Raw genomic sequence first — 11928 nt, 5'->3', positions numbered from 1 at the left:
ATAATAGTGTGAAGCATACAGCGTGGATTGTGTTCCGCGACACTCATCGGCGGCGGACAGGGGCGAGACCATGAGCGAGCAGCCGAGCAGCGCGACCCCCGTGGTCGACACAGACACGGAGGTCGACGCGGAAGACTTCGCGGCCATCCTCGCGACCACGCGTGAATACATCCGTTCGGTGGTCGTGCCCCGAGAGCGGGAGATCGCCGACACCGACGCGGTCCCCGACGGCATCCGTGCAGACCTGGCCGACATGGGCTTGTTCGGGTACGCGATCCCACAGCAGTGGGGCGGGTTGGGCCTCGACCTGACCCAGGATGTCGAGTTGGCGATGGAATTCGGCTACACGACGCTGGCCATGAGGTCGTTGTTCGGAACCAACAACGGGATCGCCGGCCAGGTTCTCGTGAACTTCGGCACCGACGCCCAGAAGGCTGAATGGCTCGAGCGGATCGCCTCCGGCGAGGTCATCGCCTCGTTCGCCCTGACCGAGGACGGCGCCGGCTCGAACCCCGCCGGGCTGACCACGAAGGCCGTGCGAGACGGCGGTGCGGGCAGTGAGGGCGGTGACTGGATCATCGACGGCACCAAGCGTTTCATCACCAACGCCCCGCTGGCGGATCTGTTCATCGTGTTCGCACGTACCCGTCCCGCCGATGCCGGCGGGACGGGGATCGCCGTGTTCCTCGTCCCGGCGGACGCCCCGGGCGTGAGTGTCGGCCCCAGGGACAAGAAAATGGGGCAGGAGGGCGCGTGGACCGCCGAGGTGGACTTCCGGGGTGTGCGCGTACCCGCCACCGCCCTGGTGGGGGGCGACGAGGACGCCGGGTACCGGGCGGCGATGACCTCGCTGGCCCGCGGCCGCATCCACATCGCCGCCGTCGCCGTGGGATCGGCGCAGCGGGCGCTCGACGAGTCGCTCGCCTTCGCGGCGACCACCACCCAGGGTGGCGAGGCCATCGGCGGGTTCCAACTGGTCCAGGGGATGCTCGCCGACCAGCAGACCGGCGTCATGGCGGGCCGTGCCCTCGTCCGCGAGGCCGCCGCCAAGTACGTCTCCGGCGAGGACCGCAGGATCGCCCCCTCGGTGGCCAAGCTGTACTGCACCGAGATGGTCGCCGACGTCGCGGACAAGGCGGTCCAGATCCACGGCGGCACGGGCTACATGCGGGGCGTGGCGGTGGAGCGGATCTACCGTGACGTCCGACTGCTCCGCCTGTACGAGGGCACGAGCGAGATCCAGCGCCTCATCATCGGCGGTGGCCTCGTGCGCGGGGCGATGCGGGACGCGGGTCCCCGGTGACCGCCGAGCCCCTTCCGCTGGCGGGTATCACCGTGGTCGCGGTGGAGCAGGCCGTCGCCGCGCCCCTGGCCACCCGGCACCTGGCCGACCTCGGCGCGCGCGTCATCAAGATCGAACGCCCGGGGGAGGGTGACTTCGCCCGCGCCTATGACGACGCCGTGCACGGGCTGGCCTCCCACTTCGTGTGGCTGGGCCGGGGCAAGGAGTCGATCGAACTCGACCTCGCCTCGCCGGGCGGCAGGGAGACCGCGCTGGCCCTGGTCGACCGGGCAGACGTGGTGATCAGCAACCTGGCGCCCGGGGCGATGGACCGGTTGGGATTCGGGGCGACGGCGCTACGTGAGCGACGGAAGGACCTCGTCGTCGTCACCATCTCCGGCTACGGAGACGGCGGTCCGTACACGGACCGCAAGGCCTACGACATGCTCGTGCAGGCCGAGTCCGGGCTGTGCTCGATCACCGGCACCCCCGAGGCCGCCGCCAAGACCGGGGTCCCGGTGTCCGACATCGCCACCGGGATGTACGCCCTGTCGGCGATCCAGTCGGCGCTCTTCCGGCGGGAACGGACCGGGCGCGGGGCCACCGTCGAGGTGTCCATGTTCGAGGCCACCGCCGAGTGGATGGGCCACCCCATGTACACCCGGATGTATGCGGGGAGACAGGTCGAGCGGATGGGACTGTCCCACGCGTCGATCTGCCCGTACGACGCGTTCCGGACCCGCGACGGGCAGGTGTTGATCGGCGTCCAGAACGACCGGGGATGGGCCGCGTTGGTGCGCGATGTGTTGGGGCGGCCGGAGTTGGTCGACGACGAAAGGTACGCCACCAACATCGCTCGCGTCGCCCGGAGGGCCGAGGTGGACGCGCTGATCGGGTCCCTGACCAGGGGGTTCGGCTCGGTGGAGCTGGCCGGGCGGCTCGACGAATTCGGCGTCCCGGCGGCCCGGCTCAACGACGTCGCCGGGCTGGTCGACCACCCGCAGCTCGCGGCGCGGGATCGGTGGCGGGACGTCGAGACGCCCGCGGGCCCGGTCCGCGGCCTGCTCCCGCCGATGACCTTCACCGATGTAGAGCTGCCCATGGGGCCCGTTCCCGCACTGGGGCAGCACACCGACGCGATCCTGGCGGAACTGGGCGCGAACGCACGAGAAGAGGACACGCATCATGGGACTACTTGAGGGCAAGACCGCAGTCGTCACCGGGGCCGCACGCGGCATCGGGTTGGAGATCGCCCGGACGTTCGTCGACCAGGGCGCGCGGGTGGTGATCGGCGACATCGACGACGAGGCGGGCGCCGCGGCCGTCTCCGACCTGGGCGGGCAGGACACCGCGCGCTACGTCCACTGCGACGTCCGGGACGGAGCGGCGGTCGAGGCGATGATCGACGTGGCCGAGGAGGCGTTCGGGCCGCTGGGGGTGTTCGTCAACAACGCGGGCATCACCCGTGACGCGACCATGCGCAAGATGACCGAGCAGCAGTTCGACGACATCATCGCCATCCACCTCAAGGGCACGTGGAACGGCACCCGCGCCGCCGCCGGCCGGATGCGCGGGCACGGGGGAGGGGCGATCGTCAACCTCTCGTCGATCTCCGGCAAGGTCGGTCTCGTCGGCCAGACCAACTACTCCGCAGCCAAGGCCGGGATCGTGGGGCTCACCAAGGCGGCGGCCAAGGAGGTGGCGTTCGCGGGGGTGCGCGTCAACGCGGTCCAGCCGGGGCTCATCCGCACCGCCATGACGCTGGCCATGCCCGAGCACGTCTGGGAGGAGAAGTTGGCCGAGATCCCCATGGGGCGCGCAGCCGAGCCGAGCGAGGTCGCGCAGGTGGTGCTGTTCCTCGCCAGCGACATGTCGAGTTACATGACCGGCACCGTCCTGGAGATCACGGGCGGGCGGCACATCTGAGTGTGCGGGACCGGGCCGCTCAGCCGAGGTCCCAGCGGATCGGCTGGGCGAGCTCGGAGTGGAACCGCTTCTCGAGGTACGTGGTGTGCTCGTCGATGTGCACGGACATCAGCCGGGAGGCGGTGTCCGCGTCGCGATCGGCGATCGCGGCGTAGATGTCCCCGTGGATGTCGCAGGTCAGTTCGCGCTGGCGCTTCGGGTAGCTGATCCCCATCGAGGCGCCGGCGATGAGGCCCGTCAGCGCGTCGAAGAGATACCCGAAGAGGGCGTTGCCGGAGCTCCAGGCGATGAGTTCGTGAAACAGCTCGGAGTGGGCCGAGAAGGCCGCCGGGTCGCCCAGTCGGTCCCGGGTCTGACGCAGGTTCTCCGCGAGTCGTTCCAGACCGGCGTCGTCGATCCGCGTGGTGGCCAGTCGCGCGATACCCGGCTCGAGGGCCGCGCGGACCTCCATGATCGTCGAGAACGGGGCGTTCTCGAACTGCAGGAGCAGGCTCAGGGTGGCGGCGAGGGTGCCGCCGTCGGGCTGCTGCACGACCGGGCCGCCGCCCGGGCCGGGCTTGAGCATGATGACGCCCTGGAGCTCCAGGTAGCGCAGCGATTCCCGGAGGGTGCCGCGCCCGACCCCGTACTCCTCCAACATGAGGTGCTCGGGGGGCAGCCGGTCGCCGACGGTGTTCCCGCGGCGGGAGATGTCCTCGACGATCTGCTGGGCGACGAGCAGGGCCGTCTTCTTGGGCCTGCCGACCCCCGGGCGACCGCCGCCGCTGCCTGAACTCATGACAACCATCATCCCCGTCTCCCGGCTCAGGGCATGAGCACGGTGTAGGTCCAGTCCAGGACGGGCGCGTCGCCGTCCTGCCGGTGCGCGGTCACGAGCGACCGGAGGTCGAGCGCCGTGCCACCGCCTGCCGCCTCCACCGCAGCGCCCACCACGATGTCGCTGCTCAGGGTGTCGCCCTCGCGGACCGGGCCGACGTGATCGCACGAGTGCCACCCGAGCACCGTGAGCATGGACGGCAGGGCGCGCGTGGCCTGCGAGAGCGCGAGTCCGATGGTGTGGCCGCCGTAGACCAACCGACCGGAGCCCGAGGCGCGGCCGTCGTGATGGGTCTCAGCGATGTTCATGGTCAGTCGCGCCAGCTCCGGCGCGTCGGACACCACGTCGGCGCCGGCGCGCAGGACGGTGCCGGCCGCGGGGATCGGCGTGAGTCCGCGCGGGAGCGCGGCTCGGTAGGCGTCGAGGTCCCAGCCCTGCGGCGTCGCCCACGGCTGCCGGTGGTCCCCGCCGATGGCCGACAGGTCGTCGTCGTGGACGCAGGACCCGGGATCGACACCCGGCGACAGCGGCAGCATCGCGCAGCGGTGGAAGTCCAGGACGGTCCGGCGGTCCTGGTCGGTGGTGGTGATCCGGAGTGCGGCCAGCCCGGTGGCCGCGCGGCCGGGTCTGGGGGAGTTGGTCCTGAGACCGACCACCTCGGTCCGCGTCGAGAGGGTGTCACCGATCCGGGGAGCCGTGAGTAGGCGCAGGCCCCGATAGAACAGGTTGGCCTTCACCCGGTGGGTCACCACGGTGGACTGACCGATCGCGATGTCGGTCACCAGCCCGGGGTGCGCCACCGCGACGCCGGTGACCGCGTGGGACAGGTGGCGGTCCAGGGGAAGGCGCAGGCGGTCGCCGAGGACGGCCTGGTGCGCGGCCGCCAGCCCGTCGGTCAGGGTGACCGCGGGGGCCGTGTCGACGACCTGTCCCACCTCGAGCTGGTCGAAGTAGGGGCCGCCGATCTCCACGACGGGCCCCTGCGGGGAGGGGTTCCCGGTCATCGCGGCCTCCTTCCGGCGCGGGTGGCGTGCGTCGCGCGGCAGCGCGCCCGACGGCTGACCGTTCACACTCTACATAAAACCATGCGCATCATTATTGACTATTGGGCGGTGCGTTGCGACGATGAGGTCCGGAGCCCGCCTGACCGGCGGATCGAAGTGACGACGACGACGAGGTGTTCTGCGTGCCGGACCTGAACGATGACGAGGCCTACCTCGTCGCGACCGTGCGTCGGTTCATCGATCGCGAGGTCAAGCCGTCCGTGCGCGAGATGGAACACGCGAACGAGTACCCCGAACGCTGGATCGAGCAGATGAAGGCGATCGGCATCTACGGCTTGGCGGTGCCCGAGGAATTCGGGGGGACGCCGGTCTCGATGCCGTGCTACGTGCGGGTCACCGAGGAACTCGCCCGCGGGTGGATGTCACTCGCCGGCGCCATGGGCGGGCACACCGTGGTCGCCACACTGCTCGCCGAGTTCGGCACCGAGGAGCAGAAAGCCACCTACCTTCCCCGGTTGGCGACCGGTGAGATTCGGGCCACCATGGCGCTGACGGAGCCCGGCGGGGGATCCGATCTCCAGGCGATGACCACCACCGCCACGACTCAGGGCGAGGAGCTCGTGATCACGGGCACCAAGACGTGGATCTCCAACGCGCGACGCTCCGGCCTCATCGCGCTGCTGTGCAAGACCGATCCGTCCGCGACGCCCACACACAAGGGCATCTCGATCGTCCTGGTCGAGCACGGTCCCGGACTGACGGTCTCCAGGGATCTGTCCAAACTCGGGTACAAGGGAGTCGAGACCTGCGAACTCGCCTTCGACGGGTACCGCACCCCCGCCTCCCGAATCCTCGGAGCAGAACCGGGTAGGGGCTTCGCGCAGATGATGAAGGGCCTGGAGACCGGCCGGATCCAGGTGGCCTGCCGCGCGCTGGGCGTCGCGGCCGCGGCGCTCGAGGACTCCCTCGCGTACGCGCAGCAACGCGAATCCTTCGGACAACCCATCTGGAAGCACCAGGCCGTCGGGCATCACCTGGCCGACATGGCCACCAAGCTCACCGCCGCCCGCCAGCTCACCCTGTTCGCCGCCGAGAAGGCCGACGCCGGCGAGCGCTGCGACATGGAGGCGGGGATGGCCAAGCTCTTCGCCTCCGAGGTGGGGATGGAGATCGCGCTCGACGCCGTCCGGATCCACGGCGGCTACGGGTACTCCACGGAGTACGACATCGAGCGGTACTTCCGCGACGCCCCGCTCATGATCGTGGGCGAGGGGACCAACGAGATCCAGCGCAACGTCATCGCATCGCAACTGGTGGCACGTGGCGGGTTGGAATGAGGAGAGGACTGTCATGAAGGTGTTCGAGGGGCTGGAGCAGCTCGAGGCCGAGCTCGGCCGGCATGTCGGGTACAGCGACTGGATGGAGATTACCCAGGAGCGCATCGACGCGTTCGCGGAGGCCACCGGGGACCACCAGTGGATCCACGTCGACCCGGCGCGGGCGGCCGAGGGACCGTACGGCCGCACCATCGCGCACGGGTACCTCACCCTGTCGCTGTTGCCAGTGCTCGGCGCCGAGGTCATGGAGATCCGGGGCTTCGCCATGATGATCAACTACGGGGTCGACAAGGTGCGGTTCCCCGCCCCGGTACCGGTCGGGTCACGGATCCGTGCGGGGATCGAGTTGACGTCGCTCCAGCGGAAGTCGTCGGGGGTGCAACTCAACAGTCTGGTGACCGTCGAGGTCGAGGGCTCCGACCGGTCGGCGGTCGTGGCCGAGACCGTGCGGATGATGGTCGAGTGAGGCGACAGGCGCCGGGGCCCGGATCCAGGATGGCCGAGGCGCTGGCCGACGTGGTGATCTGTGAACCCGTGCGGACCGCGGTGGGCCGCCGGGGCGGTGTCCTGGCGCCACTGCAGGCCGCCGACCTCGCCGCGGTCGCGATCGCCGGACTCGTCGACCGCACCGGCCTCGGAACGACGGACATCGACGACGTGATCCTGGGCCAGTGCTACCCCAACGGTGAGGCGCCCGCGATCGGGCGGGTGGCGGCACTCGATGCCGGGCTCGACATCAGCACGCCGGGGATCCAGATCGACCGCCGCTGCGGATCGGGACTTCAGGCCGTGCTCAACGCGGCGATGCAGGTCGCCGTCGGCGTGAGCGAGGTGGTGATCGCCGGTGGCGCGGAGTCGATGTCGAACAGTGAGTTCTACTCCCTGGGTCTGCGCGGCGGGGTCCGCAGCGACCGGGTCGAGTTCATCGACCGCATCGCTCGTGGCCGGGTGACCTCCGGCGGCCGCGACCACCCGGTGGCGGGCGGCATGCTCGAGACCGCCGAGAACCTCCGCGCGGAGTACTCCATCTCCCGGACGGAGCAGGACGAACTGGCGGCCGAGAGCCAGCGGCGCGCGATCGCCGCCCAGGACTCGGGGGTGTTCGACGAGGAGATCGTGCAGGTGCAGGTCCCTCAGCGGAAGGGAGAGCTCGTCGTCGTCGACACCGACGAACACCCCCGGCGAGGCGTCACGGCCGACTCCCTCGCCGCACTGCGCCCCGTCCGCCTCCGCGTCGACCCCGACGCGACGGTGACGGCCGGCAACGCGTCGGGGGAGAACGACGGCGCGGCGGTGTGCGTGGTGACCACCCGCGGTCGCGCGGAGGAGCTGGGGCTGCGCGCCTACGTCCGTCCGCTCGGCTGGGCGGTGACCGGCGTCCACCCCGCGCGGATGGGCATCGGCCCCGTCCCCGCGACGGCCCGGTTACTCCGGCAACTCGACCTGCGGCTGGCGGACTTCGACCTCATCGAACTCAACGAGGCGTTCGCCGCGCAGGTGCTGGCGTGCCTGCGGGAGTGGGAGTCGGACCACGGGTTCACCGCCGCCGACCGCGAGCGGCTCAATGTCCACGGATCCGGCATCTCGCTCGGGCATCCCGTCGGGGCCACCGGTACGCGCATCCTCACCACCATGGCGCGCGAACTGGCGCGCCGGGAGGGCCGGCTCGCCCTGGAGACGATGTGCCTCGGCGGTGGGCAGGGGCTGGCGGCGGCCTTCGAGCGGGTGGCGTGACGGGTCACCTGATATTTCACCCAGACTTAACTACAGGGATGTGATTCGGGCGTAGCGTCATCGGCAACGGTCGGTGGGGAAGCCGACCGTCGGGAGGTCCCAGCCGATGATCGTCTGTCTCGATCGGGAGGGGGCCGGCACCCGGCCCCGTCACCACCAGGTGACCTGGGCCGGCCGGTCCAACCCAACACGCTCGCGGGTGCCGCGGGCGAGGAGCGCGCCGTGACCGACACCGTACGTACCTACGTCCTCGACACCTCGGTTCTGCTGTCCGACCCGTGGGCCGTCACCCGCTTCGCCGAGCACCGCGTGGTGCTCCCCATCGCGGTCATCAGCGAGCTGGAGGGCAAACGCAATCATCCCGAGCTGGGCTACTTCGCGCGGGAGGCCCTCCGGCTGCTCGAGGACCTGCGGCTGCGGCACGGGCGCCTCGACGGCGACATCACCGTCACCGACGTCGGCGGCACCCTGCGGGTCGAGCTCAACCACACCGACCAGGCGGTGCTGCCGTCCGGATTCCGTGACACCGGCAACGACTCCCGGATCCTGGCGTGTGCGCTCAATCTGCGGGCCGAGGGCGCCGACACCGTGCTCGTGTCCAAGGACGTCCCCCTGCGGGTCAAGGCGGGTTCGGTGGGCCTGCCGGCCGACGAGTACCACGCCCAGGACGTCGTGCTGACCGGGTACAGCGGGGTCGCCGACCTGCCGGCCACCCAGGACCTCGTCGACACCCTGTTCTCGGAGGGCCGCGCGTCGGGCCTCGCAGCCCGGGCCGCGGGACTGGAGAGCGGGACCCCGGTGCACTGCGGCGTCCGCGTCCAGACCGAGTCGTCGTCGGCTCTGGCGCGCGTCGCCGACGACGGCGGGCTCCGGCTGGTCCGCGGCGACGTCGAGGTCTTCGGCCTGCGCGGCCGCTCGGCTGAGCAGCGCATTGCGATCGACTGCCTGCTGGACGAGTCGATCGGGATCGTCTCCCTCGGCGGCCGGGCGGGCACCGGCAAATCGGCGCTGGCGCTGTGCGCGGGCCTCGAGTCGGTCCTGGAGCGGCGTCGTCACCGCAAGATCGTCGTGTTCCGCCCGCTGTACGCCGTGGGCGGGCAGGAACTGGGGTACCTGCCCGGCAGCGAGTCGGAGAAGATGTCGCCGTGGTCCCAGGCCGTGTTCGACACCCTCGAGGGACTGGTCAGCGAGAACGTCATCGACGAGGTCATGGACCGGGACATCCTCGAGGTGCTGCCGCTGACCCACATCCGCGGCAGGAGCCTGCACGACTCGTTCGTGATAGTCGACGAGGCGCAGTCGCTCGAGCGGAACGTGCTGCTCACCGTGCTCTCGCGGCTGGGGACCGGGTCGCGGGTCGTCCTCACCCACGACGTGGCCCAGCGGGACAACCTCCGTGTCGGTCGGCACGACGGCATCCAGGCCGTGGTGGAGAAGCTCAAGGGGCACCCACTGTTCGCCCACGTCACCCTCAACCGCTCGGAGCGTTCCGCCATCGCCGAACTCGTCACCACGATGCTGGAGGAATTCCACCCCGAGGGAGCTTCCGGGGAGCTGCGACGCATCCACGCCGCCTGACTGCAGGCTCCGGCGACCGTGGGATGATGCGGGTCCGGGCGAGCGAGCCCGGGCCCGCATCAAGCATGCCGTATCGGAGGTCTCCCATGTCCCGACGCTCGTCGCCGGCGCCCGCGCTCTGGCTGCTCACCGCCTGCGTCCTGGGGTTGGCCGCGTGTGGCGAGCAGATCCCGGGCGGGATGCCGGCCGAGGCGCAGTCCCAGACCGCTACGGACCAGGGCGCTGCGGACCAGGTCGGTACGGGCCAGGTCGGTACGGGCCAGGTCGGTGCGGGCCAGGTCGGTGCGGGCCAGACCGGCGCGGACCCGGGCGCGGCCGCTCCCGCCGCGGGGGCCGATGCGGACGACCCGATCGTGGTGAAGATCGGCGAGGAGGAGTTCCTCACGAACATGGCCATTTATCGCCGTTACGACGACGCCAAGGAGACCCCGCTCGCGCTCGGGGCCCCGGTCGCCCCGGCAGAGGCGCTCGAGGGTGGCAAGAAGCAGGACTTCGCCGACGGGGCCATCTTCTGGTCACCGCAGACCGGTGCGCAGATCGTCCGCGGGCAGATCCTCGCCACCTACCGCGACAACGGTGGACCTGCCGGTCGGTTGGGGTGGCCGGTGAGCGACGAGATCGCCGAGGGCGAGGTCATCTACTCGGACTTCCAACGCGGACAGATCCGCCTCGAGGACCAGGCCATCCGGGTGGTCGAGCACTCCGGCTGACCCCGGAACGCGACGCGCCGCGGGCCGGGCGCGCCGAGCCCGGGCCGCGGCGCACATCGCGGTACGCACTCATGGCGAGACCGTCGGGTCAGCGCTCGCGGTCGAGACCCGTCATCCCCAGGACGTCGAGGCGCCGGTCGAGCTCGGACTCGGACAGTGGATCGGGGACGAAGCCGAGCGCGATGACGGCCTCGCGGATGGTGATCCCCTCGGCGAGGGCGTGCTTGGCGACCCGGGCGGCCTCCTCGTAGCCGATCGCCGAGTTCAGCGGCGTGACGATCGAGGGGGAGGACTCGGCGAGCCGTCGCATGCGATCGGTGTCCGGCTCGATCCCGTCGATGCAGCGCTCGGCGAACAGCGTGGACGAGTTCGCGAGGATCCGGACCGACTCGAGCACGTTGCGCGCCATCACCGGGATCGCGGTGTTGAGCTCGAAGGCGCCGCTCGCACCGGCCCACGCCACGGCCGCGTCGTTCCCCACGACCTGCGCGGCGACCTGCGCGACCGTCTCACACAGCACCGGGTTGACCTTGCCGGGCATTATCGACGACCCCGGCTGCAGGTCCGGAAGGTGGATCTCCGACAGCCCGGTCATGGGGCCCGACCCCATCCACCGGATGTCGTTCGCGATCTTGGTGAGCGAGACGGCGACGGAACGCAGGGCCCCGGACAGCTCGACAAGGCCGTCGCGGGCGGCTTGGGCCTCGAACGGATCCGCCGCCAGACGGAGCTCCTCCAGACCGGTGAGGGAGCGCAGCTCCTCGACCACAGCGGAGCCGAAGCCGTCGGGGGCGTTGAGGCCCGTTCCGGCGGCGGTTCCACCGATCGGCAACTCGCCGACACGGGGCAGCGTCCCGCAGACGCGCTCGACCCCGGCGCGGATCTGCCGGGCGTAGCCGGCGAACTCCTGTCCGAGCGTCACCGGCACGGCGTCCATCAGGTGGGTGCGCCCGGGCTTGACCACCTCGCGCCACTGACCGGCCTTGGTCTCGAAGGACTCGGCGAGGGTGTTCAGCGCGGGCACGAGATCGGCGATCACGACCTCCGTGGCCGCGACGTGGGTCGCCGTCGGGAAGGTGTCATTGGACGACTGTGACATGTTCACGTCGTCGTTGGGGTGCACGGTGACGCCCTCTGCCGCGCAGAGCGAGGCGATGACCTCGTTGGTGTTCATGTTGGAACTCGTGCCCGAGCCGGTCTGGAACACGTCGACGGGGAAGTGCTCGTCCAGTTCACCCTCGGCGATGCGGCCGGCTGCGGCGACGATCGCGTCGACCTTGTCCCGGTCGAGCAGTCCCAGCCGACCGTTGACCGTCGCACAGGCGGACTTGAGCAGACCGAGCGCGCGGATCTGCGCTCGTTCGAGCCCGCTGCCCGAGACGGGGAAGTTCTCGACGGCACGCTGGGTCTGTGCCCGCCAGAGAGCGTCGACGGGGACCCGGACCTCGCCCATCGTGTCGTGTTCGATACGGAATTCAGTTTGATCGGCCATACCGGTCAGACTAGGCGCGCCCGCCGCACCGTGCAGGAGGACGGAAGC

General features: G+C 70.6%; 11 protein-coding genes. 8 read left to right on the top strand and 3 right to left on the bottom strand.

The window, feature by feature from the left end:
• Positions 1-70 precede the first annotated feature (70 nt).
• From AYO52_RS07975 to fabG, 3 genes are read left to right on the top strand one after another with little or no spacing between them, the layout of a single operon-like run.
• A complete protein-coding gene (locus AYO52_RS07975) occupies positions 71-1303 on the top strand; it encodes an acyl-CoA dehydrogenase family protein (RefSeq protein WP_067715634.1) in 1233 nt (410 codons plus the stop codon).
• Positions 1300-2481, top strand: a complete 1182-nt coding sequence (locus AYO52_RS07970) for a CaiB/BaiF CoA-transferase family protein (RefSeq protein WP_067715631.1) — start codon at positions 1300-1302, stop codon at positions 2479-2481. The genes AYO52_RS07975 and AYO52_RS07970 overlap by 4 nt, the downstream gene beginning before the upstream one ends.
• Positions 2468-3208 carry a 3-oxoacyl-ACP reductase FabG gene (fabG, locus tag AYO52_RS07965; RefSeq protein ID WP_067715628.1) on the top strand — a complete coding sequence of 247 codons (741 nt, stop codon included), beginning with the start codon at positions 2468-2470 and terminating at the stop codon, positions 3206-3208. Before AYO52_RS07970 ends, fabG begins: the two co-directional genes overlap by 14 nt.
• A gap of 19 nt (positions 3209-3227) precedes the next feature.
• Here the strand turns inward: fabG and AYO52_RS07960 are convergent, their stop codons facing one another.
• Complete coding sequence (locus AYO52_RS07960; RefSeq protein ID WP_067715625.1) at positions 3228-3986, bottom strand: FadR/GntR family transcriptional regulator; 759 nt, start codon at positions 3984-3986, stop codon at positions 3228-3230.
• Between the two features lie 26 nt (positions 3987-4012).
• Entirely contained in the window at positions 4013-5029 is a 1017-nt protein-coding gene (locus AYO52_RS07955; protein ID WP_067715621.1) for a MaoC family dehydratase, read from the bottom strand.
• Between the two features lie 182 nt (positions 5030-5211).
• On the opposite strand from AYO52_RS07955, the gene AYO52_RS07950 reads away from it, so the two are divergent.
• From AYO52_RS07950 to AYO52_RS07930, 5 genes are all read left to right on the top strand, one after another.
• The gene (locus AYO52_RS07950; protein WP_067715707.1) at positions 5212-6366 is read left to right on the top strand and encodes an acyl-CoA dehydrogenase family protein; all 1155 of its coding nucleotides are present in this window, start codon (positions 5212-5214) and stop codon (positions 6364-6366) included.
• 13 nt (positions 6367-6379) lie between these two features.
• Complete coding sequence (locus AYO52_RS07945) at positions 6380-6832, top strand: MaoC family dehydratase (RefSeq protein ID WP_067715619.1); 453 nt, start codon at positions 6380-6382, stop codon at positions 6830-6832.
• Between the two features lie 29 nt (positions 6833-6861).
• Positions 6862-8100, top strand: a complete 1239-nt coding sequence (locus AYO52_RS07940) for an acetyl-CoA C-acetyltransferase (RefSeq protein ID WP_067715616.1) — start codon at positions 6862-6864, stop codon at positions 8098-8100.
• A gap of 222 nt (positions 8101-8322) precedes the next feature.
• Positions 8323-9678 (top strand): PhoH family protein, encoded by a 1356-nt coding sequence (locus AYO52_RS07935; protein WP_067715613.1) that lies wholly within the window; start codon positions 8323-8325, stop codon positions 9676-9678.
• Positions 9679-9764: 86 nt separating this feature from the next.
• Positions 9765-10388 (top strand): LGFP repeat-containing protein, encoded by a 624-nt coding sequence (locus tag AYO52_RS07930; protein WP_067715610.1) that lies wholly within the window; start codon positions 9765-9767, stop codon positions 10386-10388.
• Between the two features lie 88 nt (positions 10389-10476).
• On the opposite strand, the gene AYO52_RS07925 is transcribed toward AYO52_RS07930, so the two are convergent.
• Positions 10477-11880: a class II fumarate hydratase gene (locus AYO52_RS07925; protein ID WP_067715607.1), complete on the bottom strand. Its 1404-nt coding sequence runs from the start codon at positions 11878-11880 to the stop codon at positions 10477-10479.
• Positions 11881-11928: the final 48 nt, after the last annotated feature.

Source organism: Dietzia sp. 111N12-1 (genome assembly GCF_001658045.1).
Taxonomy (GTDB): domain Bacteria; phylum Actinomycetota; class Actinomycetes; order Mycobacteriales; family Mycobacteriaceae; genus Dietzia; species Dietzia kunjamensis.
Note: the sequence above shows the minus strand (reverse complement) of the source record. Positions and strands in the feature narration are given on the sequence as shown.